27 protein-coding genes and 1 riboswitch are annotated in these 24565 nt (G+C 67.4%); of the genes, 9 read left to right on the top strand and 18 right to left on the bottom strand.

Annotation, left to right across the window (positions count from 1 at the left end; all coding sequences use genetic code 11):
* Positions 1–255 precede the first annotated feature (255 nt).
* A complete protein-coding gene (locus IB273_RS31415; RefSeq protein WP_225610153.1) occupies positions 256–540 on the top strand; it encodes a hypothetical protein in 285 nt (94 codons plus the stop codon).
* A gap of 13 nt (positions 541–553) precedes the next feature.
* On the opposite strand, the gene hda is transcribed toward IB273_RS31415, so the two are convergent.
* Both hda and IB273_RS10980 read right to left on the bottom strand, forming a co-directional pair.
* On the bottom strand, positions 554–1258 hold the full coding sequence (hda, locus tag IB273_RS10985) for a DnaA regulatory inactivator Hda (protein WP_024764559.1): 705 nt from the start codon (positions 1256–1258) through the stop codon (positions 554–556).
* 144 nt (positions 1259–1402) lie between these two features.
* Positions 1403–2443: a DUF2066 domain-containing protein gene (locus IB273_RS10980; protein WP_192224072.1), complete on the bottom strand. Its 1041-nt coding sequence runs from the start codon at positions 2441–2443 to the stop codon at positions 1403–1405.
* A 212-nt stretch (positions 2444–2655) separates the two neighbouring features.
* Here IB273_RS10980 and purM point away from each other — a divergent pair, with 212 nt between their 5' ends.
* From purM to IB273_RS10965, 3 genes are read left to right on the top strand one after another with little or no spacing between them, the layout of a single operon-like run.
* Entirely contained in the window at positions 2656–3717 is a 1062-nt protein-coding gene (purM, locus tag IB273_RS10975) for a phosphoribosylformylglycinamidine cyclo-ligase (RefSeq protein ID WP_192224071.1), read from the top strand.
* Complete coding sequence (gene purN, locus IB273_RS10970; protein ID WP_138215310.1) at positions 3717–4367, top strand: phosphoribosylglycinamide formyltransferase; 651 nt, start codon at positions 3717–3719, stop codon at positions 4365–4367. The genes purM and purN overlap by 1 nt, the downstream gene beginning before the upstream one ends.
* A gap of 10 nt (positions 4368–4377) precedes the next feature.
* Positions 4378–5094 carry a DUF3108 domain-containing protein gene (locus IB273_RS10965; protein ID WP_081520136.1) on the top strand — a complete coding sequence of 239 codons (717 nt, stop codon included), beginning with the start codon at positions 4378–4380 and terminating at the stop codon, positions 5092–5094.
* Between the two features lie 69 nt (positions 5095–5163).
* Here IB273_RS10965 and IB273_RS10960 read toward each other — a convergent pair whose 3' ends face one another.
* The 5 genes from IB273_RS10960 to IB273_RS10945 form a co-directional block, all read right to left on the bottom strand.
* Positions 5164–6099 carry a DUF2167 domain-containing protein gene (locus IB273_RS10960; RefSeq protein ID WP_192224070.1) on the bottom strand — a complete coding sequence of 312 codons (936 nt, stop codon included), beginning with the start codon at positions 6097–6099 and terminating at the stop codon, positions 5164–5166.
* A 169-nt stretch (positions 6100–6268) separates the two neighbouring features.
* Positions 6269–6826 (bottom strand): glutathione peroxidase, encoded by a 558-nt coding sequence (locus tag IB273_RS10955; protein ID WP_192224069.1) that lies wholly within the window; start codon positions 6824–6826, stop codon positions 6269–6271.
* A 48-nt stretch (positions 6827–6874) separates the two neighbouring features.
* Positions 6875–6997, bottom strand: a complete 123-nt coding sequence (locus IB273_RS31605; protein ID WP_256205158.1) for a hypothetical protein — start codon at positions 6995–6997, stop codon at positions 6875–6877.
* Entirely contained in the window at positions 6994–8187 is a 1194-nt protein-coding gene (locus IB273_RS10950) for an MFS transporter (protein ID WP_192224507.1), read from the bottom strand. Before IB273_RS10950 ends, IB273_RS31605 begins: the two co-directional genes overlap by 4 nt.
* A 74-nt stretch (positions 8188–8261) precedes the next feature.
* Positions 8262–8678, bottom strand: a complete 417-nt coding sequence (locus IB273_RS10945; RefSeq protein WP_081520132.1) for a MarR family winged helix-turn-helix transcriptional regulator — start codon at positions 8676–8678, stop codon at positions 8262–8264.
* A gap of 208 nt (positions 8679–8886) precedes the next feature.
* Between IB273_RS10945 and IB273_RS10940 the strand changes: the two genes are divergently transcribed.
* Positions 8887–10707: an acyl-CoA dehydrogenase C-terminal domain-containing protein gene (locus tag IB273_RS10940; protein ID WP_192224068.1), complete on the top strand. Its 1821-nt coding sequence runs from the start codon at positions 8887–8889 to the stop codon at positions 10705–10707.
* A 189-nt stretch (positions 10708–10896) separates the two neighbouring features.
* Here the strand turns inward: IB273_RS10940 and IB273_RS10935 are convergent, their stop codons facing one another.
* The 10 genes from IB273_RS10935 to cobO all read right to left on the bottom strand — a co-directional run bounded on the left by IB273_RS10935 (position 10897) and on the right by cobO (position 20049).
* Positions 10897–11619 carry an adenosylcobinamide-GDP ribazoletransferase gene (locus IB273_RS10935; protein ID WP_225610181.1) on the bottom strand — a complete coding sequence of 241 codons (723 nt, stop codon included), beginning with the start codon at positions 11617–11619 and terminating at the stop codon, positions 10897–10899.
* 92 nt (positions 11620–11711) lie between these two features.
* Positions 11712–12299 carry an alpha-ribazole phosphatase family protein gene (gene cobC / locus IB273_RS10930; RefSeq protein WP_081520130.1) on the bottom strand — a complete coding sequence of 196 codons (588 nt, stop codon included), beginning with the start codon at positions 12297–12299 and terminating at the stop codon, positions 11712–11714.
* Positions 12296–13351 (bottom strand): nicotinate-nucleotide--dimethylbenzimidazole phosphoribosyltransferase, encoded by a 1056-nt coding sequence (gene cobT / locus IB273_RS10925; protein ID WP_081520129.1) that lies wholly within the window; start codon positions 13349–13351, stop codon positions 12296–12298. Before cobT ends, cobC begins: the two co-directional genes overlap by 4 nt.
* Positions 13348–13869: a bifunctional adenosylcobinamide kinase/adenosylcobinamide-phosphate guanylyltransferase gene (gene cobU, locus IB273_RS10920; RefSeq protein WP_192224066.1), complete on the bottom strand. Its 522-nt coding sequence runs from the start codon at positions 13867–13869 to the stop codon at positions 13348–13350. The genes cobT and cobU overlap by 4 nt, the downstream gene beginning before the upstream one ends.
* Before the next feature lie 225 nt (positions 13870–14094).
* Positions 14095–15534, bottom strand: coding sequence for a cobyric acid synthase (locus IB273_RS10915; protein ID WP_192224506.1), 1440 nt, complete (start codon positions 15532–15534; stop codon positions 14095–14097).
* Positions 15535–15542: 8 nt separating this feature from the next.
* Positions 15543–16544, bottom strand: coding sequence for a threonine-phosphate decarboxylase CobD (gene cobD / locus IB273_RS10910; protein WP_081520126.1), 1002 nt, complete (start codon positions 16542–16544; stop codon positions 15543–15545).
* Positions 16544–17473 carry an adenosylcobinamide-phosphate synthase CbiB gene (gene cbiB / locus IB273_RS10905; protein WP_192224065.1) on the bottom strand — a complete coding sequence of 310 codons (930 nt, stop codon included), beginning with the start codon at positions 17471–17473 and terminating at the stop codon, positions 16544–16546. Before cbiB ends, cobD begins: the two co-directional genes overlap by 1 nt.
* The gene (gene bluB, locus IB273_RS10900) at positions 17470–18120 is read right to left on the bottom strand and encodes a 5,6-dimethylbenzimidazole synthase (RefSeq protein ID WP_192224064.1); all 651 of its coding nucleotides are present in this window, start codon (positions 18118–18120) and stop codon (positions 17470–17472) included. The genes cbiB and bluB overlap by 4 nt, the downstream gene beginning before the upstream one ends.
* Complete coding sequence (locus tag IB273_RS10895) at positions 18117–19409, bottom strand: cobyrinate a,c-diamide synthase (protein WP_192224063.1); 1293 nt, start codon at positions 19407–19409, stop codon at positions 18117–18119. The genes bluB and IB273_RS10895 overlap by 4 nt, the downstream gene beginning before the upstream one ends.
* A 28-nt stretch (positions 19410–19437) precedes the next feature.
* Positions 19438–20049: a cob(I)yrinic acid a,c-diamide adenosyltransferase gene (cobO, locus tag IB273_RS10890; RefSeq protein ID WP_081520122.1), complete on the bottom strand. Its 612-nt coding sequence runs from the start codon at positions 20047–20049 to the stop codon at positions 19438–19440.
* A gap of 269 nt (positions 20050–20318) precedes the next feature.
* A riboswitch (cobalamin riboswitch) is annotated at positions 20319–20541 on the bottom strand.
* Positions 20542–20671: 130 nt separating this feature from the next.
* Between cobO and IB273_RS10885 the strand changes: the two genes are divergently transcribed.
* From IB273_RS10885 to IB273_RS10870, 4 genes are read left to right on the top strand one after another with little or no spacing between them, the layout of a single operon-like run.
* Complete coding sequence (locus IB273_RS10885; protein ID WP_192224062.1) at positions 20672–21817, top strand: ABC transporter permease; 1146 nt, start codon at positions 20672–20674, stop codon at positions 21815–21817.
* Complete coding sequence (locus IB273_RS10880) at positions 21814–22599, top strand: ABC transporter ATP-binding protein (protein ID WP_151188005.1); 786 nt, start codon at positions 21814–21816, stop codon at positions 22597–22599. Before IB273_RS10885 ends, IB273_RS10880 begins: the two co-directional genes overlap by 4 nt.
* Entirely contained in the window at positions 22600–23538 is a 939-nt protein-coding gene (locus IB273_RS10875; protein ID WP_081520119.1) for an MlaD family protein, read from the top strand.
* Positions 23535–24164, top strand: a complete 630-nt coding sequence (locus IB273_RS10870) for an ABC-type transport auxiliary lipoprotein family protein (protein ID WP_192224061.1) — start codon at positions 23535–23537, stop codon at positions 24162–24164. The genes IB273_RS10875 and IB273_RS10870 overlap by 4 nt, the downstream gene beginning before the upstream one ends.
* A gap of 6 nt (positions 24165–24170) precedes the next feature.
* On the opposite strand, the gene IB273_RS10865 is transcribed toward IB273_RS10870, so the two are convergent.
* Positions 24171–24422: a hypothetical protein gene (locus IB273_RS10865; protein ID WP_151188007.1), complete on the bottom strand. Its 252-nt coding sequence runs from the start codon at positions 24420–24422 to the stop codon at positions 24171–24173.
* Between the last annotated feature and the right edge of the window lie 143 nt (positions 24423–24565).

The following is a 24565-nucleotide window of genomic DNA, read 5'->3' as shown; positions in this document are numbered from 1 at the left end:
GACTCGCTGCAACCCAGACTTGGAAGCGCCCCTTTCGTTCTGCTGGGCGAATCATTCTCCGGCCCGCTTGCGAGAATGCTGGTTCAACGCTCCCCGGCCGGATTGCGCGGGATAGTCTTCGCAGCAACCTTTGCCCGCCGACCGAACCCACTGCTAGGCCTGCTCAGGCTGCTTCCGTTACCACCGCCATCGCTCCTCGCGCAACGCAGCCTGATTCGCCAGTTCTGTGTGGGGCATGACGCTCCGGAAACATTGGTGACACTGATCGCCGATGAAATCGGGCGTATGCCCGCGGCACTAGTTCGCTCACGCCTGAAGGTACTGGCCGAGTTGCACGAGTCCGATGAGGCTTTGCCGGCTCCCTGCCTGAATCTGGTGCCTTCGGGCGATCGTCTGGTGACCAGCAGCGCACGCCTCGACATTGCTAACGGCGACTACAACATCCGGACGAAAGAAATCGCCGGACCACACTTTCTCCTGCAGAGCCGGGCAGAGCTCTGCGCAACGGCCATCATGGCGTTTCTGGACGAAGTGAGCTGAAACCTGGCTGGGCTTACCAGCCCATGGTTTCCTTGAGGAAGGGAATGGTCAGCTTGCGCTGGGCCTGCAGCGAGGCCTTGTCCAGTTCGTCCAGCAGGTCGAAGAGGAACTGCATGCTGCGCGCGCCGCGGGTGAGGATAAAGCGTCCCACTTCGTCGGTCAGGTGCAGACCCCGGCGCGAAGCGCGCAGCTGCAGGGCGCGCAGCTTCTCGTCGTCGGTCAGCGGGTGCAGCTGGAAGATCAGCGAGAGGGTCAGGCGGGATTTCAGGTCCGGCAGCTTCACCCCCAGCTCGCGCGGCGACACCGAGGCGGACAGCAGCAACTTGCGGCCAGAATCGCGCAGGCGGTTGAACAGGTGAAACAGCGCCTCTTCCCACTCACGCTTGCCGGCCAGGGCATCAAGATCGTCCAGGCAAACCAGCTCGCGCTGTTCCAGGTTGTCGAATATCTCCGGACCGTAGGCCACGAGGTCCGCCATCGGCAGGTAGACCGACGGCTCACCCAGCTGCTCTGAGCGAATGCAGGCAGCCTGCAGCAGGTGGCTGCGGCCCACGCCCTCGGCGCCCCAGAGATAGATCAGGCTTTCCGTCCACCCCGCCTCGGGCTCGCACAGTCGCTCGACATAGCCGAGCGCCGCGGCGTTGGCACCGGGGTAGTAGTTGGCGAACGTTGCGTCATCGCGCAGACGTACGCTGAGTGGGAGCTGCATAGGAGTCATGCCGGGCCGGCGTTTCTTCAATCGCTTGGGGTGGGCCTTGGTGACTGAAAGTTTATCCAAATCAGAAGGATAACGCAGCTACCACGTGCGACTCAGAGCCACCGACGCCAGGAAGCGGGACTTTGCCCGCCCCCGTAGCGCTCGTCACCAGTGGAAGCGCAGGGTGTTCTGGGCCGGAACGGCTGCGTTCGGCACCGGCTGGCCATTGGCGTCGACCGCGGGTTGCGCCGGCTCGGCCGGGGCTTCCTGCAGGCGGGCCAGCGCCAGTTGCGCACGCAGTTGCTCGGCGCTGGCAGTCACGCGGTAGACGAGCTTGTTACCCTGGACTTCCACCAGCTTGGCGCCCATCGGCTCCAGCAGGCGCGAGACTTCGGCGTAACGGGCCAGGTCGGCGCCCTCGATCTGCAGGACCTGGGCAGAAGCCGTGCCTGCCGAACCGACGAAACGCTGCGACAGGCGCTGCGAAACACCGAGCATCACCGCATCGGCCAGCGCGTCCGGGGTATCGCCCTGGGCCTGGCCCTGTTCACGGCCGTCGCCCATCCACACACGCCAGGTGGCGGTCCACTTGCCGTCGGCTTCCTTGGCGTCCACCGCCAGCAGGGCATCGGCGCCGTAGCGCTCGGAGGCAGCTTTCAGAGCGTCAGGCTGGGCGGCATTGAGGTTCACGGCAGTGCCGACCTGCTGCTCGCTGAGGTCGGCCATCGGCAGGCGCAGCGGCAGTCCGCGGCGCTGGGCCGCACGGTTCAGCGGGGCGGAGGCTTCCTGGCTGTCGCCCACCAGGCTGCTGCCGTTGGCGCTTTCATTCAGCCACCAGGCCAGCACGCTCGGCCGGCTCGCACCCCAGACCGGCAGACCGGCCTGGCGCAGGGCGTTGTCGGTGGCGGTCGGATCGAAGTCCACGACCAGCGCCATGGGCGGGCCGTTCTCGAAGCCGTACTGGCTGATCAGTTGCTGCGGGTCCTTGAAGTAGCCGGCCAGCGCCGGGCTCTGTGCGGCGCTGGCGTTGCCGGTCAGGCGCAGCACCAGGGTCTGCAGGGCACGGGTCAGGCCGGCATTGCGCTCGTCCGGCTGCTGGGAAGCGACCGGTTCGTGCACCTGGTACAGGTTGCCCAGCGTTTCAGCGAAGGACGGCAGGCTGAACAGCGACAGGCAGAGGATCAACAGGCGGGCGGTCAGGCGCATGGCGGGCTCTCGCGGCAAAAACGAAGATGCCAGCGTGCAACGAGCTGGCAAGGAAGGCCTATACCTTAAACAGCCGTCCGGCCAGCGGCAACAGCGCGAGATGGCCGCTGCCGGGCAAGCCTGATAAAATCCCGCGCCTCCCGCGCAGGCCGGGAAGCGCGAACGGCGCACCCGGCGGCAAGACGAATCATCCCTTCTATAGGCCTGGATTTATGAGCAACAAGCAACCCTCGTTGAGCTACAAGGACGCCGGTGTGGACATCGACGCCGGCGAAGCCCTGGTCGAACGCATCAAAGGCGTCGCCAAGCGCACCGCGCGTCCGGAAGTCATGGGCGGCCTGGGTGGCTTTGGCGCTCTGTGCGAAATCCCGGCCGGTTACAAGCAGCCCGTACTGGTCTCCGGTACCGACGGCGTCGGCACCAAGCTGCGCCTGGCGCTGAACCTGAACAAGCACGACAGCATCGGCCAGGACCTGGTCGCCATGTGCGTCAACGACCTGGTCGTGTGCGGCGCCGAGCCGCTGTTCTTCCTCGACTACTACGCCACCGGTAAGCTCAATGTCGACGTGGCCGCCACCGTGGTTACCGGCATCGGCGCCGGTTGCGAGTTGGCCGGTTGTTCCCTGGTCGGCGGTGAGACCGCCGAGATGCCGGGCATGTACGAAGGCGAAGACTACGACCTGGCCGGCTTCTGCGTCGGCGTGGTAGAGAAGTCCGAGATCATCGACGGCTCGAAAGTGATCGCCGGCGACGCCCTGATCGCCCTGCCCTCCTCCGGCCCGCACTCCAACGGCTACTCGCTGATCCGCAAGATCATCGAAGTCTCCGGTGCCGACATCGAATCCACCCAGCTGAACGGCCAGCCCCTGGCCGATCTGCTGATGGCGCCGACCCGCATCTACGTGAAGCCGCTGCTGCAGCTGATCAAGCAGACCGGCGCGGTCAAGGCCATGGCCCACATCACCGGCGGCGGCCTGCTGGACAACATCCCGCGCGTTCTGCCGGACAACGCCCAGGCCGTGGTTGACGTGGCCAGCTGGCAGCGCCCGGCGGTCTTCGACTGGCTGCAGGAAAAAGGCAACGTCGACGAGACCGAAATGCACCGCGTGCTGAACTGCGGCGTGGGCATGGTCATCTGCGTTGGACAGGATCAGGTCGAGGCTTCCCTGAAGGCCCTGCGTGACGCCGGCGAGCAGCCGTGGGTCATCGGCCGCATCGACGCTTGCGCCGCTGACGCCGAGCGCGTGGTCCTGAACAACCTGAAAGGCCACTGATGTCCACACCTTGCAATGTCGTGGTGCTGATTTCCGGCTCCGGCAGCAACCTGCAAGCCCTGATCGACAGTCTCGCCGGCGCTGATACGCCGGCGGTGATCCGCGCGGTGATCTCCAACCGCGCGGACGCCTATGGCCTGGAGCGTGCGCGCCAGGCCAACATCGAGACTCGCTTCCTCGACCACAAGTCCTACGCCGACCGCGAAAGCTTCGACGCCGCGCTGATCCAGGCCATCGACGGCTTCGACGCCGATCTGGTGCTGCTCGCCGGCTTCATGCGCATCCTCAGCGCGGACTTCGTGCGTCACTACCAGGGGCGTCTGCTGAACATCCATCCGTCCCTGCTGCCCAAGTACAAGGGCCTGCACACCCACCAGCGTGCGCTGGAGGCTGGCGACGCCGAGCACGGCTGCAGCGTGCACTTCGTCACCGAGGAACTTGATGGCGGTCCGCTGGTCGTACAGGCGGCAATCCCGGTAGAGTCTGACGACACGCCGGAAACGCTGGCGCAGCGCGTTCACGTGCAGGAACATGTGATCTATCCGCTGGCCATGCGCTGGTTCGCCGAAGGCCGAGTCAGGCTGGGTGAACATGGCGCCACGCTGGATGGGGAGCTTCTGCCCGCATCCGGCCATTCGTACCGAACCTAGGAGATTCGTGATGCGTAGAGCCCTGCTGTTCCTGATGGCTGTACTGACCCTGCCGGCCCAGGCTTTCGAGCTGAAGCCGTTCGAGGCCAGCTACACCGCCGACTGGAAACAGATGCCGATCAGCGGGACCGCTTCCCGCAGCCTCAAGCAAGGCGACGGCGGCCGCTGGGAACTGGATTTCAAGGCGTCCATGCTGCTTGCCAGCCTCACCGAGACCAGCACGTTCAAGGTCGAGAACGACACCTACCTGCCACTGACCTACCGCTGGGCCCGCGAAGGCCTGGGCAAGAACAAGCAGACCGAGCTCGATTTCGACTGGGCCGAGAAGCAGGTGCTGGGCAGCGACCGTGGCGACCAGGTACGCCAGCCGCTGAACAAGGGCCAGCTGGACAAGTCCACCTACCAGCTCGCGCTGCAGCATGACGTGGCCGTCGGCAAGAAGGCCATGAGCTACCAGGTGATCGAGGGTACCGATACCGATACCTACGACTTCCGCGTGCTCGGCGAAGAAAAGGTCCGCACCCAGGCCGGCCTGATCACCGCGATCAAGGTGGAGCGCGTGCGCGACCCCACCAAGAGCAACCGCAAGACCATCCTCTGGTTCGCCAAGGATTGGGACTTCCTCCTCGTGCGCCTGTACCAGCAGGAGTCCGACGGCAAGGAATACCAGATCATGCTCAAGGAAGGCACCGTGGGCGGCAAGGCCGTCCAGGGCGAGAAAGGCTGATCCTTCAGGACCAAAGAAAAAGCCGGGCAATGCCCGGCTTTTTTATGCCTCGAAACCCGGGCCGTCGAATCAGCCCTCGCTCGACGGCTTGCGCTTGAAGCGGCGGGCGATCCAGCCGATGGCCAGCGCCGGCAGAATCCACAGCTTCTTCAGCAGGACCAGCAGGGTGGCGAACAGGCCGACCTTGGCGGCGACCTTGCCGGCAATCAGCGCGCTCAGGCCATAGGCGGCGACCTTGTCAACGCTGGGGTTGAAGTCGACATAGCGGCTTCCCGGGTTGAACTCGGTCATCGCCAGCACCTTGCTGACGTTCTTCTCGATTTCCGGCAGCTGCTCCATGCCCGCGACGAAGTTCAGCACCAGCACGCCTTTGCGGCCCAGCGCGCGGATGTTGTAGTTCAGCGTGTGTTCCTTGGCGTCGCCGAACTGCAGCTCCTTGGCCCAGTACAGCTTCTTCTCTGCGGCGTCATAGCGCGGCGGCGCGGCCCAGCCGATCAGCTGGATGGCCTCGAAGCCCTGCTGCTCGCGCTGCGGGTTGGCTTCCTTGAGGTCGTCCTGCATGTCCTTGAGCATCTCGGCGTAGTCGATCTTCGCCGCATCCTCGTCGGAGACATAGCCGCTCTCCTCGTACTGCACGGTCACCGCCCAGGACTCGGCGTCGAAGGGCGACACGCCGGCCGGCATCAGCATGCCCAGCGGCGGCTCGTCGTTGGGTGGGTTGCCCCAGGCTTCGAGGACGCGCTCGGCATCCTTGCCGTCGAGGAAGACGAAATTGTCCGGCAGGTCGAAGGTCGCGAGGTTGTCGCCGACCACCACCTTGCCCTTCTGGAAGTGCAGGCTGGCGACGAAGGTCTCGGGCGACATCTCCTCGTCCGACTCGGCGGCGGCGGGAGCAGCGGCAGCCGCGGGGGCTTCGCTCTGGTTGGAGGTGGCGGGAGCGGCGAACGCCGGGGCGGCGACAGCCTGTGCGAGCAAGGCAGCCAGGAAGAGGGCTTTGCCATCCATAGGGTGAATCTCCTGAATCGTATCCATGACATCGACGGCCAATTGCAGTGCCGCCGGGCCCGAATTGTCGCACTCCAGCGTCGAACCTGTAACAGGAAATTTCACTTCCGCCGCTCTGGCGCAAGGAAAAGCCGGGCATGGGCCCGGCTTCATGGCGCGTCGCTCCGCCTCAGGGCTGGCTGGCGATAGCCTTCTCGATCGCCGCCTGCAACTGCGGATCGTCCGGTTTGGTCAGGCTGGAAAACTGGGCCACCACCTTGCCCTGGCGGTCCACCACGTACTTGAAGAAGTTCCAGCGCGGCACCTGGTCGGCCTGCTGGGCGAGGTCCTTGAACAGCGGGATCGCCTCGTCACCGCTGACATGCTGCACCGAGGTCATGTTGAAGGTGACGCCGTAGTTGCCGTAACAGACCTTGGCGGTCTCGGCGGCATCGGCGTCTTCCTGCTTGAAGTCGTCGGAGGGCACGCCTAGCACTTCCAGGCCCTGCCCCTTGTACTGCTGGTAGACCGCCTCGAGGCCCTTGAACTGCGGAGTGAAGCCGCAGTGGCTGGCGGTGTTCACCACCAGCAGCGGCTTGCCGGCGTACAGTTCGCAGAGATCGAGGCTGTCCTTGGAGCGCAGCTTGGGCAATTCGCCCTGGGTCTTGAGCAGCGCCGGGCAGTCGGCGGCCTGTGCGGCCATCGGCAGCAGCAGGGTCAGGGCGAGCAGGGAAAGACGTGGGCGCATCGTGGGAATCCTCCGGTGATCAGGCCACGCTACCCCGCGCGCCGGTCATCAGCAACTGCCCATTCCGAGCTGCATCAGCGCCAGCCCGCCGCGTTGCCAACCCCACCAGGCAAGACCGGCCAGCGCCAGGCCAAGGCCCAGCACCAGTGCGATCACCAACGGGCGCTTCACGCGGCCCCCAGTGCCGCGCGATCGACCGGGCGCTCACGTACCGGCCAGTTGAGCAGGCCGGCCAGCAGGCTGAGGAGGATGGAAACCTGCCAGACCAGGTCGTAGTTGCCGGTGTGGTCATACACGTAGCCACCCAGCCAGCCGCCGAGGAAGGCGCCGATCTGGTGGAACAGGAAGGTGATGCCGCCGAGCATCGACAGGTTGCGCACGCCGAACAGCGTGGCGACCGTGCCGTTGGTGAGCGGCACGGTGGAAAGCCACAGCAGCCCCATGGCGATGCCGAAGGCGTAGGCCGTCCAGACGCTCAGCGGCGCCCAGATGAAGGCGACGATCACCACCGCGCGCAGCAGGTACAGGCCGGTGAGCAGCCGCGGCTTGCTCATGCGCCCGCCGAGCCAGCCGGCGAGGTAGGTGCCGAAGACGTTGAACAGCCCGACCAGCGCCAGCACCGTGGTGCCGACGGTGGCGGGCAGGTGGCGGTCCACCAGGTAGGCCGGCAGATGCACGCCGATGAACACGACCTGGAAGCCGCAGACGAAGAAGCCCAGGGACAGCAGCCAGAACCCGGAATGCCCGGCCGCCTCACGCAGCGCCTCGCCGAGAGTCTGCTCGTGGCCCTGCATGGGCAACGGCTTGTCGCGCATCAGCGCCGCCAGCGGCACGATGAAGGCCACCAGCAGGCCCAGCGCCAGCAGCGCGGCGGACCAGCCCAGCCAGCCGATCAGCCCGAGGGTGCCCGGCAGCATGATGAACTGGCCGAAGGAACCGGCGGCGGCCGAGATGCCCATGGCCATGCTGCGGCGCTCCAGCGGCACCGCACGGCCGACTGCGCCGAGGATCACCGAGAACGACGTGCCCGACAGGCCGATGCCGATCAGCAGGCCGGCGCTCATGGAAAGGCTGAAGGCCGAGTCGGAATAGCCCATCAGCACCAGGCCGACGGCGTAGAGAATGCCACCCACCAGCACGGTGCGCATGGCGCCGAAGCGGTCGGCGATGGCCCCGGTGAACGGCTGGGCGATCCCCCAGATCAGGTTCTGCAGGGCGATGGCGAAGGCGAAGGTCTCGCGCCCCCAGCCGAATTCGGCGCTCATCGGAGCGAGGAACAGGCCGAAGCCATGGCGGATGCCCAGGGACAGGGCGAGGATCAGGGCGCCGGATAGCAGTATCCAGAACCCCGTGCGCGACAGCTTCGACATCAGTTGCTCCTACACGGGTATATACCCGCTTTTGTTCGTTCTTCTAAACAGCACGCAGGCCGCTGCTAGCTCTCCAGCGCGGCCAGTTCATCCAGCAAGGCTTCCAGCTGACGGCGCTTGTCATCGCCCAGGTGTGCAGCCACATCCTGCTGCGCCACGTCCCAGGCGTCGCGCCCGCGCACGATGCGCTCGAGCCCGGCCGGCGTCAGCGCCACGATGCGGTTGCGCTGATCCTCGCCCTCTTCCAGCTTCACCAGGCCATCGGCCTCCAGCGGCTTGAGGTTGCGCCCCAGCGTACTGCGGTCCAGGCCCATGGCATCGGCCAGCTCGGAGATGCTCGGCTGCTCCAGCCGCGACAGGTGCCGCAGCAGGGAGAATTGCGCAGTGGTCAGCCCGACGCCCTTCAGGGCATCGTCGTAGACGCGGGTCACGGCGCGAGCCGAGCGGCGCAGCTTGGTGCAAAGGCATTGGGTCGTCAGCATGTATGCGTGTATATACCCGCAACTCTTGCTCGGTCAATGGCCGGCGCGACCGATTGTCCCTTCTGATCGAATGCCCCATCTGGCCTATTGTCCCAACTGCCAGGGCGAGGCGTTGGCGCAGCCAAGGGCATCGTGCGGAGCCGGCCGTATAACTGCGATCAGCCAGCCCCGCGCTTTCGACGGGGCGCATCACGGTCCGAGGTCCCCGATGCCCGTCTACAAAGCTCCGCTGCGCGACACCCGCTTCCTGCTCAACGAAGTCTTCGATTTCCCCAGCCACTACCAGAACCTGGTCAACGGCGGCGAAGCCACGCCGGACATGGTCGACGCCATCCTCGGCGAATGCGCCAAGCTCTGCGAGGAAGTGATCGCCCCGCTCTATCACAGCGGCGACGAGGAAGGCTGCTACCTGGAGAACGGCGAAGTACGCACGCCCGCGGGCTTCAAGGAAGCCTACGACGCCTACGTCGCCGGCGGCTGGCAGGGCCTGTCGCACCCGGTGGAGTACGGCGGCCAGGGCCTGCCGATGAGCCTGGGCGCGCTCAAGCAGGAGATGCTGGGCACCGCCAACTGGCCGTTTTCGATGTACCCGGGCCTGTCGCTGGGCGCGATGAACACCGTCATGCAGCACGGCACCGAGGAACAGAAACACACCTACCTCACCCCGCTCACCGAGGGCCGCTGGGGCGGCACCATGTGCCTGACCGAGCCACAGTGCGGCACCGACCTGGGCCAGGTGAAGACCCGCGCGGAAACCAACGCCGACGGCAGCTACTCGATCACCGGCACCAAGATCTTCATCTCCTCCGGCGAGCACGACCTCACCGAGAACATCGTGCACATCGTCCTCGCGCGACTGCCCGATGCGCCCAAGGGCACACGCGGCATCTCGCTGTTCATCGTGCCGAAGTTCCTGCCAGGTGAAGCCGGCAGCCTCGGCCCGCGCAACGGCGTGACCTGCGGCGCACTGGAAAAGAAGATGGGCATCAAGGCCTCGGCGACCTGCGTGATGAACTTCGACGGCGCCACCGGCTACCTGATCGGCGAGCCGAACAAGGGCCTGGAGTGCATGTTCACCTTTATGAACAGTGCGCGCATCGGCACCGCCATCCAGGGCGTCGCCACTGCCGAACTGGCCTACCAGGGCGCGCTCGCCTATGCCCGTGAGCGCCGCTCGATGCGCGCCCTCTCCGGCACCAAGGAACCGGGCGAGATCGCCGACAGCCTGATGCACCACGGCGACGTGCGCCGCATGCTGCTGACCCAGAAGGCCGTGGCCGAGGGCGGCCGCGCGCTGATCTACCTGGCCACCCAGTACGCCGACAAGATGATCCAGGGCCTGCTGACCAACGACAACGCCGAGTACGACCGCTGGGACGACAAACTCGGCTTCCTCACCCCGATCCTCAAGGGCTGCCTGACCGAGCTGGGCCTGGAGAGCGCCAACCTCGGCATGCAGGTGTTCGGCGGCCATGGCTATATCAAGGAACACGGCATGGAGCAGATCGTCCGCGACGCGCGCATCGCCACGCTCTACGAGGGCACCACCGGCATCCAGGCGCTGGACCTGCTCGGCCGCAAGGTGCTGCTGATGACCCAGGGCAAGGCCGTGCGCGACTTCACCCGGCAGGTGGCGAAGTTCGCCGTCGAGCTGCTCAAGCAGGAGCCGGCCATGCGCGGCCGCGCGCTTACGCTGCTCAAGCTCTGCGCGCAATGGAACCTGCTGACCCTGCGCATCGCCCTCACCGCCCGCAAGCAGCGCGACCTGGTGAGCACCGCCAGCCACGACTACCTGATGTTCTCCGGCTACGCCGCGCTGGCGTACTCCTGGGCACTGCAGGAAGCTGCCGCGCGCAAGCGCCTGCGCCAGGGCGGCAGCGAGTCGAGCGACTTCTACAAGGCCAAGATCGCCACCAGCGACTTCTACTTCGCCCGCCTGCTGCCCCGCGCCAAGGGACATGCGGCAGCGATGGCGAAGCCGGTGCGGTCGATCATGGGGCTTAAGACGGAGCATTTCGCCTTCGACTGACGCATGCGCTTTTTGTAGGAGCGAGCAAGCTCGCTCCTACAGGGTTGCTCCGGCGGCGCAGGGTATCGAGAACGTAGGATGGGTGGAGCTTGCGATACCCATGCGGTCGGTGCATGAGCAGTGATGGGTATCGCTACGCTCCACGCCATCCTACAAGGATGTCCAGGCCAGGCTCGTGGCAAGGCGAGATCAGAGCGCCAAGGCCACCAGCACGGCGCACTCGATCATCTCCAGCATCGCCCCGGCGGTATCCCCGGTGGTACCGCCCAGGCGGGCGATGAAGCGGCTGCGCAGCCAGACGAACACCACCAGCGCGACCACCAGCGCCAGCAGGCCGGTGAGGCCCACCAGCACCATCAGCGCCGCGTTGGCCGCCAGCATCCACGGCATCGCGCCGCGCGGCAGATAATCGGCCAGCGCCTGGCCCAGCCCGCCCTTGCGCGCATAGTCGGTGGTGTAGAACAGCAGCGGCAGCGCACAACGTCCCAGCCAGGGCGCCAGCAGCAAACCCCAGTGCTGATGATTGCCAAGGATTGCGGTGATCGCCGCGAACTTCAGCAGCAGCAACAGCACCAGCGCGACCACCGCCGCCGGGCCGCAGCGCGGGTCCTTCATGATCGCCAGGGTACGTTCGCGATCACCCAGGCCGCCGATCCAGGCGTCGGCCGAATCGGCCAGGCCGTCCAGGTGCAGGGCGCCAGTGAAAGCCACCCACACCAGCAGGATCAGCGCCGCCTGCAACAGCAGGTGCACGCCACTGAGCAACTCACCCATGGCGAACAGCACGGCACCGATCAGCAGCCCCACCAGCGGGTAATACAGGGTGGCACGGCCAAACTGTTCGGGCGTCGGCATATGCCCCAGCCGCACCGGCAGGCGGGTGAGGAACTGCAATGCCACCAGCGGCAGCAGCCAGTCGCTGAGGTGGGCGGCGTGCGTGTCCGCCCCGCTCTGCTCGGCGGGCTCGGGTGCCTCTTGCTCGCGGTCCCGGTGCGGGTCGTTCATCAATTGCTTGCCTTGTGGATGCGCCAGCCGTCGCCGTCGCGGGTCACGTCCAGCGCCATGCATTCGCCGTGGGCCACCATCACTTCCAACAGGCGCCTGGCCGGCAGGCCGCTGGCCAGCGCGCCGAGCAGTCGCATCACACCGCCGTGGGTGACGACCAGCACGGACGATCCGGCGTGGGCTTGGTAGAGACGCTGCAGCGCCGCGAAGACGCGGGATTCGAAGTCACCCATGGCCTCGCCACCGGGTGGCGGGAAGGCGTATGGATCGTTCCAGAACCGCTCCAGCGCCGCGGCATCGCTCTCCATCAGCTTAGCTGGCGAAATGCCTTCCCACTGACCGAAATCCAGCTCCTGCAGGCCCGGCTCGAAGCCCAGCGGCAAGCCATGGCGCGCCGCCAGCTCCTCGGCGAAAGCCGCGCAACGCTGCAAAGGCGAGCTGACCAGTGCCGACCAGCGGCACTCATCGCCCAGCGCGTCGCGCATCTGCGCCCAGCCGGTTTCGGTCAGCGCATCGTCCAGGCGGCCGCGAAAGCCACCGCCGAGTTCGGTCTCGCCGTGGCGCAGCAATTCCAGGCGCAGTGTCATGCCGGACGATCCGACACCGCTGCCTCGGCGAAAGTCGCCATGCCGCTGTGCAACCGGCACGCCTGACGCAGCAGCGGCACTGCCAGCGCCGCGCCGCTGCCCTCGCCCAGGCGCAGGCCGAGGTCGAGCAGTGGCTGCGCGTCGAGCGCGGCCAGCACGCGGTTGTGTCCCGGCTCGGCACCAGCGTGGGCGAACAACAGCCAGTCGCGGCAGCCGGGGTTCAGGTGCGTGGCGCACAGCGCGGCGGTGGTGCAGATGAAACCGTCCACCAGCACCGGAATGCCCTTCTGCGCGCAGGCGAGATAGGCGCCCACCAGCGCGGCGATCTCGAAACCGCCGAGACGGCACAGGGCCTCGAAGGGCTCGTCGCAGTGGGCGCGGTGCAGCGCCAGTGCGCGGTCGATCACCTCGACCTTGCGTGCGACGCCCTGCGAATCCAGCCCGGTGCCCGGGCCGACCAGCGCCTGTGCCGGTTCGTCCAGCAAGGCGCAGGCGAGAGCCGCCGCCGAGCTGGTATTGCCGATGCCCATTTCGCCACCGATGAACAGCTCCGCACCGGCCTGCTGCGCGCGGCGCACGGATTCGCGGCCGGCTTCCAGTGCGATCAGGCACTGGGCCGCGTTCATCGCCGGCTCCTGGGTGAAGTTCGCGGTACCGGCGCCGACCATCACATGCAGCACACCCGGAAGCGGCTCCAGTGGTGTGGCAGTACCCAGGTCGATCACCTCCAGGCGCGCGTCGAGGTCACGGGCCAGCACGCTGATCGCCGCCCCGCCGCGCACGAAGTTGCGCAACATCTCGACAGTCACCGCCTGCGGATAGGCCGACACACCTTCGGCGACCACACCGTGGTCCCCGGCGAACAGGGCGATCCAGATGTGTTCCAGAGTCGGCCGTTCACGGCCCTGCAGCCCGGCCAGGCGGATGGTTTCCTCTTCCAGCCGGCCCAGCGCGCCGCGCGGCTTGGTCAACTGGTCCTGGCGCGCGGCGGCCTTGTCCTGCGCCACGCGGTCGATCGGCTGGGTGCCTTGCAGCCACCATTGCAGACTCATAACGCTTCCCCCTTCAACACCATGGGCAGGCCGGCGACGGTGAACACCACACGCTCGCTGACCTCGGCCAGGGACTGGTGCAGCCAGCCGGCCTCGTCGACATATCGGCGGCTGAGCTCGCCCATCGGCACCACGCCCAGCCCGGTTTCATTGCTGACCAGAATGATGCGTCCGGGCAGTTGCGGCAGCGTTTCCAGCAGCGCGTCGATCTCGCCGCGCAGGCGCCAGCCGTCTTCATGGATCAGCAGATTGGTGACCCACAGGGTCAGGCAGTCCACCAGCACGCACTGCTGCGGCGCCGCCAGGCGCTCCAGCGCGTCGGCCAGGGCCAGCGGCTCTTCCACCAGGCCCCAGTGTTCGGGGCGGCGCTCACGGTGCTGGAAAATGCGCGTGGACATCTCGCTGTCGCCGGCCTGGGCCGTGGCGACGTAGGTGACCGGCAGGCCGCTTTCCGCCGCCAGGCGTTCGGCCAGGCGGCTCTTGCCCGAACGGGCGCCGCCGAGGATCAGTTCAAGCATGGACTCTCCGCAATGACGACGTCCCTGTAGGATGGGTGGAGCCTGCGATACCCATCGCATCGCAGCAGGGAATTGATGGGTATCGCTCCGCTCCACCCATCCTACGCAGAGCGATGGTGGCGTTCGGATCGCGCACCTCCGCCGTAGGGCGCATAACGCCGCAGGCGTTATCCGCCGAAACCCTGGCAAGCAGAAACCGCGGATAACCGCGAACGGTCATCCGCCCTACAGTCCGCACAGCCGACTCAATTTTTCCGTATCCAGATGCTCCTCGACCTGATCGGCCAGGCGCTCGATGTCGCGTTCGCGCAGGGCGTGGTAATCGATGCTCTGCACCTCGTGCAGCCCGGCCCAGCGCAGCAGCGCCGAGCTGGATGCGCTGGACTCGAACAGCCCGTGCAGATAAGTCCCCATCACCTGCCCGTCGGCGCTCAGCGCACCGTCGCTGCGGCCATCGCTCAGGCGCACGGCCGGGTTCGCCAGCGCCGGGCCTTCGCTGACGCCGGCATGAATCTCGTAACCACTCACCGGCGCATCTTCCAGCGCCAGCTGACCGCTGACATTGCGCAGCTGTTTCTCCGGTTCGAGGACGGTGCGGAAATCCAGCAGGCCGAGGCCGTCGCTCTCCCCCGCCGCACCTTCCAGCCCGTACGGGTCGGCCAGGGTGCGGCCGAGCATCTGCAAGCCGCCGCAGATGCCCAGCAGTTTGCCGCCGTAGCGCAGGTGACGGCGGATTGCCTCTTCCCAACCCTGGGCGCGGAGGAAGGCCAGGTCCGGCCGCACGCTCTTGGAGCCGGGCAGGATGATCAGGTCCGCCGGCGGGATCGGCTGGCCGGGGCCGACGAAGCTCAGTTCGACCTGCGGGTGCAGGCGCAGCGGATCGAAGTCGGTGTGATTGCTGATGCGCGGCAGCACCGGCACGACCACGCGCAGGCGCTCGCCGGTCTTGGCGGTCTGGCGGGTATCGATGGCGTCCTCGGCTTCCAGGTGGAAGTCCATCAGGTAGGGCAGCACGCCAAGCACCGGCACGCCGGTACGCTCTTCCAGCCAGTCGAGGCCGTTCTGCAGCAACGCGATGTCACCGCGGAAACGGTTGATGACGAAGCCCTTCACCCGTGCCCGTTCGCTCTCGGAAAGAAGCTCCAGGGTGCCGACCAGATGGGCGAACACGCCGCCACGATCGATATCGGCAATCAGGATCACCGGGCAATCCACCGCCTCGGCGAAGCCCATGTTGGCGATGTCGTTGGCGCGCAGGTTGATCTCCGCCGGCGACCCCGCGCCCTCCACCATCACCACCGCGTACTGCGCGCTGAGGCGCTGGTGGGATTCGAGCACCGCCTGCATCGCCACGCGCTTGTAGTCGTGGTAGGCCACGGCGTTCATGCTGGTCACCGCGCGGCCGTGGATGATCACCTGGGCGCCGGTGTCGCTGTTGGGCTTGAGCAGCACCGGGTTCATGTCGGTGTGCGGCGCCAGGTGGCAGGCCTGCGCCTGAACCGCCTGGGCGCGGCCGATCTCGCCGCCGTCGGCGGTCACCGCGCTGTTCAGCGCCATGTTCTGCGGCTTGAACGGCGCCACGGCCACGCCCTGACGGCGCAGCCAGCGGCACAGCGCCGTGACCAGCGTGCTCTTGCCGGCATCCGAGGTCGTGCCCTGCACCATCAGCGTGCTCAACGCAGGCTCTCCATCTGGTTGAAGGTGCGCAGGCCGTGCTCCAGGCGCTCCCAGCCCTTCTCGTCCGGCGGCAGGCCGAAGCGCAGGCTGCCGGGCGTCTCGAACAGGCGCACGAGGATGCCCTGGCGCGCCAGGTGATCGCGCAGCGCGTGGGCGCGCATGGAGACCACCCACTGGAACAGCGCCGTGCCGCCCTGCGGGGCGAACCCATGTTCGCCGAGCAGCCCGGCCAGATGCCGGCTCGCCTCATGCAGATCACGGCGGCGCTGGATCTGTTCCTGGAACTCGCCCAGCACGGCCTGCGCGATCCACCGCGTCGGGCCGCTCACCGCCCAGGGGCCGAGCAGTTTCGCCAGACTATCCAGCAGGCGCGGTTCGGCGAAGGCGAATCCCAGCCGGGCACCGGCGAGGCCGAAGAACTTGCCGAAGGAACGCAGCACGATCAGTCCCGGACGGCTCGCACAGCTGGGCGCCAGGCTGTGCTCGGGCGTGCAGTCCATGAAGGCTTCGTCCACCACCAGCCAACCGCCGCGTTCCTGCAGGCGCGCGTGCCACTCCAGCAGCACGCCGGCCTCGATGCGCCGACCGGTAGGGTTGTTCGGGTTGACCACCACCAGCACGTCGAAGCGCTCCAGGTGATGAGGGACCTCCTGGTCGCTGACCTCGCGCAGGATGTGTCCGGCGGCGCGCCAGGACTCGGCGTGCTCGGCATAACAGGGTGAGATCACGCCGACCTTGCCCGGCCGGCGCAGGCGCGGCAGCAACTGGATCGCCGCCTGGCTGCCGGGCAGCGGCAGCAGCTTCTCGGCGCCGTAGTAGCGGCGCGCAGCGGCTTCCAGGCCGTCGCTGTCTTCGGGCAGGCGCATCCAGGCGGCTGTCGGCACGCTGGGCAGCGCCCAGGGCCAGGGCGAAATACCGGTGGACAGGTCGAGCCACTCGGAGAGCGGAATGCCGTATTGCTGCGCCGCTTTGCGCAACCGGCCGCCATGTTCGAGCATCAGAGCACTCCCAGGATGAAGATGACCACCAGCCACAGCAGCACGCCCTGACGTACCAGGGCCAGCGCGCGCCAGATGTCCGCGGCGGTCGGCGCCGGGCCTTCGCCCAGCTGCGGGCGTTCGTGGAGTTCGCCGTGGTAACGGGCTGAACCACCGAGCGATACCCCCAGGGCGCCCGCACCGGTCGCCATCACCGGGCCGGCGTTGGGGCTGTCCCACTGCGGCGCCTGTGCGCGCCAGCAACGCAGGGCAAGCCGGGTATGACCGAGCAGCGCGTAGGTGAAGGCCACCAGGCGTGCCGGGATGTAGTTGAGCACATCGTCGATCTTCGCCGCGGCCCAGCCAAAGCGCTCGAAGCGCGCATTGCGGTAGCCCCACATGGCATCGAGAGTGTTGCTCAGGCGATAGAGCACCACGCCTGGTGCACCGGCCACGGCAAACCAGAACAACGCTGCGTACACCGCGTCACTGCCGTTCTCCAGCACCGACTCGGTGGCGGCGCGGGCCACGGCGGTGTCGTCCAGTTCGGCGGTTTCGCGGCTGACCATGTAGCCCACGCGCAGGCGCGCTTCGTTCAGGTCTCCGGCGCGCAGGGCCAGTGCCACCGGCTCGGCATGTTCGCCCAGGCTGCGCAGGCCCAGCGCGGCGTACAGCGCGAGCGCCTGCACGACCCAGCCGACATAGGGCAGCAGGCTGAGCAGCAGCGCGAGCAGGGCCAGCGGGATGACGGCGATGATCCAGGCAGTGACGCCGTGGCTGCGCCAGCCGAGGCCGGGGGTGTCCTTGCCGGCGTCGGCGCGGGAGCGATTGAAACGCCGCTCCAGCCGATCCGCCAGACGCCCGAAGGCCACCAGCGGGTGCCAGCGTCTCGGTTCGCCGAACAGGGCATCCAGCACCACGCCGAGGACGCTCAGCAAGGCCAGGCTCATGGCTGCTCTCCCCAGTGGTTCTCGTACAGCAGGTCGCTGAGCGCGCGCGGTTGGCGCCAGCCCTCCAGGGCCAGCATCGGCGCCGGGTAGAACTCGCTGACCGGGCCAAGGCAGATCACCGCCACCGCCTCGGCGCCCACTGGCAGGCCGAGCAGTTCGCCCAGCGCGGCGGGGTCGAACAGCGATACCCAGCCCATGCCCAGGCCTTCGGCGCGCGAGGCCAGCCAGAGGTTCTGGATGGCGCAGGACAGCGAGGCCAGGTCCATGTGCGGCAACGTGCGACGGCCGAATACATGTGCCTCGCGGCCCTCCATCAGCGCGGCCACCAGTACTTCGGCGCAGTCGAGCACGCCCTCGACCTTCAGCTGCATGAACTCGTCGGATCGCTCGCCCAGTGCCTCGGCGGTGCGCACGCGCTCCGCCTCCACCAGCCCATGGATCGCTTCGCGCAGCTCCCGCGAGGTGACGCGGATGAACCGCCACGGCTGCATCAGCCCGACGCTGGGTGCCTGGTGCGCCGCTTCGAGCAGGCGCGCGAGCAGTTCGGGCGCCACCTCGCCGCCGCTGAAATGACGCATGTCGCGGCGCTCGGCAATGGCGCGGTAGAGCGCGGCGCGCTCCTCAAGGCTGTAGGCGTGCTCGGTCATGGTCTCAGCAGGGCGGCTGCGGCGTCCGGGTCGGACGGCAGGTAGAAATGGATGTAGGAGGCGGTGAGCCGGCCACAGCGAAACACCGCTTCGGCCACCGGTTTGTCGTTGGGGCAGACGCCACGGGCCAGCGGCTCCTCGCTGCTGTCCAGCAACGAATGGTGGAAGGTGTGCCCGCGCAGGGTGCCTTCGGGCAACGTCACCGCTTGCAGCGCCAGCGCGGCGAGGCGCTTCTGCATGCGCGCTTCGCCCGGCAGCAGGCCGAGCAGTGCGGCGCGTTCACCGGCCACATCGGTCAGCGCATCGAGCAGATAGAGCATGCCGCCGCACTCGGCGAGGATCGGCTTGCCCATCTCGTGGTGCGCGTGGATGGCCTGGGCCATGGCGCGGTTCCCGGCCAGCGCCTGCAGGTGCAGTTCCGGGTAGCCACCGGGCAGGTAGAGGCTGTCCACTTCCGGCAACGCGTCATCACGCAGCGGCGAGAAGAACACCAGCTCGGCACCCAGCTCACGCAGCAGGTCCAGGTTGGCCTGGTAGAGGAAGGCAAAGGCGTTGTCCCGCGCCACGCCGATGCGCACGTCATCGAGGCGGGAGGATTCGCCGCGCGGCTCGGGCGCGGCAAAGCTCACCGGCAGCGGCAGCTCGGTACTGGCGCTGGCCGCCAGGGCATCGGCGGCGGCGTCCAGGCGGGCGTCGAGGTCAGCCAGCTCGTCGGCCTGCACCAGGCCGAGGTGTCGGCTGGGCAGTTCCACTTCGGTATCGCGCGGCAGCGCGCCATACCAGCGAATCCACTCCGGCAGGCTGTCGCGCACCAGGTCGCGGTGACGCTGGCTGCCGATACGGTTGGCGAGCACGCCGGAGAACGGCAGGTCGCTCTGGTAGGTCGCCATGCCAACGGCCATGGCGCCGAAGGTCTGCGCCATGGACTGGCCGTTGATCACCGCCATCACCGGCACATTGAAGCGCCGCGCCAGGTCGGCCGCAGACGGCGAGCCGTCGAACAGGCCCATCACGCCTTCGATGAGGATCAGGTCGGCCTCGCCGGCGGCCTCCCACAGCAGCCGACGGCTCTCTTCCTCGCCGACCATCCACAGGTCCAGCTGGTAGACAGGCGCGTCACTGGCTCGGGCGAGGATCATCGGGTCGAGGAAGTCCGGGCCGCACTTGAACACCCGCACCTTGCGCCCGAGGCGTGTGTGCAGGCGTGCCAGGGCGGCGGTCACGGTGGTCTTGCCCTGCCCGGAAGCGGGGGCGGCGATCAGCAATGCGGGGCATTGGCGCGAGGTCATACGACGCGCTCCGCCACAACGGGATGCATCAGAACTCCACCCCTTTCTGCGCCTTGATGCCGGCTTTGAAGGCGTGTTTCACCAGGCCCATCTCGGTCACGGTGTCGGCGGCCTCGAGCATCGCCGGCTGCGCGCCACGGCCGGTGGCGACCACATGCTGCATGGGCGGACGGGCGGCGATGTCGGCCAGCACGGTGTCCAGCTCCAGGTAGCCGTGCTTGAGGGCGATATTCACCTCGTCCAGCACCACCAGGCCGACTTCGGGGTCGGCCAGCAGCTGGCGCGCCACGTCCCAGGCGAACTGCGCCTTGGCGATGTCGCGCTGGCGGTCCTGGGTTTCCCAGGTAAAGCCTTCGCCCATCACATGGAAGCTGACTTCCTCGGGGAAGCGGCGGAAGAACGCCTCCTCGCCCGTGGTCGCGGCACCCTTGATGAACTGCACCACGCCCACCTTCATGCCGTGGCCCAGTGCGCGGGCGACCATGCCGAAGGCCGAGCTGCTCTTGCCCTTGCCGTTGCCGCTGTTGACCAGGAACACGCCGCGCTCCCCCTGGGCCTGGGCGATCTTCTCGTCGATCACTGCCTTCTTGCGCTGCATGCGCGAGCGATGGCGCTCGTCCTTTTCCGGGGATTCAGTCATGGGTGGTTGCTCCTGAAACGAATTGCGCAGGCGTCAGGCTGCCGGCCGGGTGGCAGCGAACGAGGAATGGAACAGGCAGGGATGAACCACTGGCGCGCAGAAGCGCCATGCGGCAGAGGTCGCCCAGCACAGAGGCTGTCGACCTGGGGAATAGGGATTTCACCTGAAGGATTCTCCGCCGCTCTCACCCGCGCGGCACTGACCAGTCGGGGCAGGCGGAGGACGGCAACGCGCGGCGCGCAGCGCCGACGTCGGCAGCGCCTCCCGCGATGCCATGCGATGCAGCAGGCCGGTCTCCGGGCTTGCGAGTGACGCCGTGAGGCTGTCGATGAACCGCGCCTTCCCATGCCGTGGCACAGTGGCTGTCTGCGGTTCGAAGCTCGCTTACCGTTGCGGGGGCAGCGCCGGAATGGTCGATTGCGCATCGATTTCACCGGCTTCCCTGTTTCACTCGCGGCTTGCGCCGAGAGCACCTGAAGCAGGCGCGCAGCTTAGTGGCTGGCGGCCTGGGGCGTCAATTGAACAGGATGTCGCCGGGCTTGTCCCAGCAGCAGGCGGCCGCTCTACAATGCGACACACCTGTCCAATCATGGCACTGTGTAACTCCGCTAGAATGCGAACCATGACGATGACCGCCCAGCCCGGCCAGCTTCAGCTCGACACCTCCGCCAGCCCACCGCTGATGCATGTCAGCGGCGACTGGACGCTCGCGCATTTCTCCGCGCTGGAAGCCCAGGTAGCCGCCCAGCGTCACGCCGAGTCCCCCGCCACGCTGGACTTCGCCGGCCTCGGCGCGCTGGACACCGCCGGCGCCGCACTGCTCGCCGAGATCATCGGCGGCGCGCGCATGAGCCAGCTGGAACAGATCGCCCGCAACCTCCCCGCCGAGCGCCAGGCATTGCTGCGCGCCGTCGGCAGCGCCATCACCCAGTGCCGCCTGGACGAAAAGGCGCCAGAGCCCGGCAACGCGCTGGTCGACGTGCTGGAACGCATCGGCATCGCCACCCTGACCTTCCGCGAGCACCTGGTCGGCCTGCTCGGCTTCATCGGCCTGACCCTGCAGACGCTGCTGCGCAACCTGCTGCGCCCGCGACGCTGGCGGCTCACCTCGCTGGCCGCGCACATGGAGGAAACCGGGCTGGACGCCGTGCCCATCGTCGCCCTGCTGACCTTCATGGTCGGCGCGGTGGTGGCCTTCCTTGGCGCCACGGTGCTGCAGAAATTCGGCGCACAGATCTATACCGTCGACCTGGTGGGCTTCTCCTTCCTGCGCGAATTCGGCGTGCTGCTCACCGCGATCCTGCTCGCCGGCCGCACCGCCAGTGCCTTCACCGCGCAGATCGGCTCGATGAAGGCCAACCAGGAAATCGACGCCATCCAGGCCCTGGGCCTGGACCCTGTGGAACTGCTGGTGTTGCCGCGGGTGCTGGCCCTGCTGCTGACCCTGCCGATGCTGACCTTCCTGGCGATGATCTCCGGCATCTTCGGCGGCGGCGTGGTCTGTGCCCTCGCCCTGGATATCTCGCCGCGCATGTTTCTCTACATGCTGCAGAACGACATTGCCGTGCAGCACTTCCTGGTCGGCATCGTCAAAGCCCCGGTCTTTGCTTTCATCATCGCCGTGATCGGCTGCCTGGAAGGCTTCCGCGTCAGCGGCAGCGCGCAGTCGGTGGGCGAGCACACGACTTCCAGCGTGGTCCAGTCGATCTTCGTGGTGATCCTGCTGGATGCGGTCTTCGCGCTGTTCTTCATGGAGATGGGCTGGTGAGCGAACCGATCATCGTCGTCCGCGACCTCGCCAACCGCTTCGGCACCCATGCCGTGCACGAGCACCTGGACCTCGACGTGATGAAAGGCGAGATCCTCGGCGTGGTCGGCGGCTCGGGCACCGGCAAATCGGTGCTGCTGCGCAGCATCATCGGCCTGCGCCAGCCCAGCGAAGGCAGCGTGCATGTCTTCGGGCAGAACCTGCCGGCGCTGCCGCCGCTGGAACGCTCGAAGCTGGAAAGGCGCTTCGGCGTGCTGTTCCAGAACGGCGCGCTGTTCTCCTCGCTGACCGTGAGCGAGAACATCTGCCTGCCGCTGATCGAGCATGCCGGGCTGTCCCGCGCCGATGCGCAGTTCATGGCCAAGGTGAAGATTTCCCTCGCCGGCCTGCCGCCGGATGCCGGCGGCAAATACCCGGCCGAGCTTTCCGGCGGCATGGTCAAGCGCGCCGCCCTGGCCCGCGCCCTGGCGCTGGACCCGGACATTCTGTTCCTCGACGAACCCACCGCCGGCCTCGACCCCATCGGCGCGGCGGCTTTCGACCAACTCATCCTGACCCTGCGCGACGCCTTCGGCCTCACGGTGTTCCTGGTCACCCACGACCTGGACACCCTCTACACCATCTGCGACCGCGTCGCCGTGTTGTCGCAGAAACGCGTGCTGGTGGTGGGGCCGCTGGACCAGGTCGCCCGGACCGACGACGCCTGGGTGCAGGACTACTTCCACGGCCCGCGCGGCCGTGCTGCGCTGCAGGCCACCGAACACCTGCGGGAGGAAAGCTGAATGGAAACCCGTGCCCATCACGTGCTGATCGGCCTGTTCACCCTGGTCGTGTCGATCGGCGCGCTGCTCTTCGCCCTGTGGCTGGCGCAGTCGAGCAACGACCAGAAGTACAAGATCTACGACGTGATCTTCAACGAGGCGGTGACCGGCCTGTCCGAGGGCGGCACCGTGCAGTACAGCGGCATCCGCGTGGGTGACGTGGTGTCCCTGCGCCTGGACCCGAACGACCCGCGCAAGGTCCGCGCACGCATCCGCGTCTACGACAGCACACCGATCCGCGAAGACACGCGCGCCAAGCTGGCCCTCACCGGAGTCACCGGCCAGGCCATCATCCAGCTCTCCAGCGCCGCCCAGGACAGCCCACCGCTGGCCAGCAAGGACGGCGAGGTGCCGGTGATCAAGACCATCCCCTCGCCCTTCGCCAAGCTGCTGGCCAACGGCGAAGACATCGCCACCAACATCAACAATCTGATCAACAACGTGAACCGCATGTTCTCCCAGGAGAACGTCGACCGCATCAGCCGTACCCTGGACCACATCGACCAGGCCACCGGCGTGGTCGCCGAGCAGCGCGACGACATCCGCCAGACCTTCAAGGAACTGGCCGCCGCCAGCGAGCAGGCGCGCATCACCCTGGCCAACGCCAGCCAGCTGCTCGAACGGGCCAACCAGACTCTGGGCGGCAAGGGCCAGGATATCCTCGACGACACCCAGAAGACCCTCGCCTCCCTGCGCACCAGCAGCGAACGCGTGGAACAACTGCTGGGCAGCAACTACGACTCGGTGAATGGCGGCCTCAATGGCCTGGGCGAGATCGGCCCGGCGATCCGCGAACTGCGCTCCACCCTGGAAGACCTGCGCGGCGTCACCCGCCGCCTGCAGGAGAACCCCACCGGCTACCTGCTCGGCCGCGAGCGCAACAAGGAGTTCCAGCCATGACCGCCCTTCCCCGCCTGCTCGGTGTCGCCGCCCTGGTCAGCCTGCTGGGCGCCTGCTCGATCCTCCCGGAAGCGGAGAGCCCGGACTTCTACCTGCTGCCCGCCACCCAGCAACCCGCGCGCAGCAATGCGGCGGTCAACTGGTCGCTGCGCGTCAGCGCCCCCAACGCCAGCCTGGCACTGGACAGCAACCGCATCGCCGTGGTCCCGCAGGGCAACCAGCTGAGCAGCTACCAGGGCGCGCGCTGGAGCAACCGCGCACCGGGCCTGCTGCGTGACCGCCTGCTCGACGCCTTCACCGCCAACGGCAGCGTGCGCGCCCTGAGCAGTGACGAAGCCAGCCTGCAGGCCGACCTCGACCTGACCGGCGAGCTGCGCGCCTTCCAGAGCGAGTACCAGAACGGCCAGCCGGTGATCCACATCCGCTACGACGCGCGCCTGGTGCGCACCCTCGGCCAGCGCATCGTCGCCTCGCGCACCTTCGAAGTCCGCCAGCCGGTGGACGGCAAGCAGCTACCCGAAGTGGTCAGCGCCTTCGGCAAGGCGGCCGACCAACTTTCCGCGCAGGTGGTGGAGTGGACGTTGCAGCAGGGGCAGATGCAGAAGCTCACGCCACCTGCCCCGTGAGAGGGCTCAGCGACAGTGGTAGGGGCTTTCGCCCTCCAGCTCCTGGTCCGTTTCCACGTCCTTGATGGTGACGATGGCCTTCGGATAGACCGAGCAGAGTGAGTTGCGCACCGTATAGATGCCGCTGCCGTGGGCGAGGAACTTGCCGTTGCTCAGGGCCTTGCCGGACTCGTCACGGGCGCTGACTTCGTAATTGCCGGTCATGGTGATGCAGCCGGCGAGCGCCAGCAGGGAAAGGACGGGAACGAGGACTTTCATGGATTCTCCTTGGACGCGAGGCGCCCCTTCTGCCGGGGCATAGGGCGCAGGTGTCTATCCGTGACGGGTTCGCGAGAGCGGGAATGGCCAGCCAGCATGGCAAGGCCGATGCGGATACGACCGATGCCGGTCGCCGCAGTTCA

Source organism: Pseudomonas sp. PDM19 (genome assembly GCF_014852215.1).
Taxonomy (GTDB): domain Bacteria; phylum Pseudomonadota; class Gammaproteobacteria; order Pseudomonadales; family Pseudomonadaceae; genus Pseudomonas.
The sequence above is the reverse complement of the archived record's forward strand: the minus strand, read 5'-3'. Positions and strand labels throughout refer to the sequence as shown.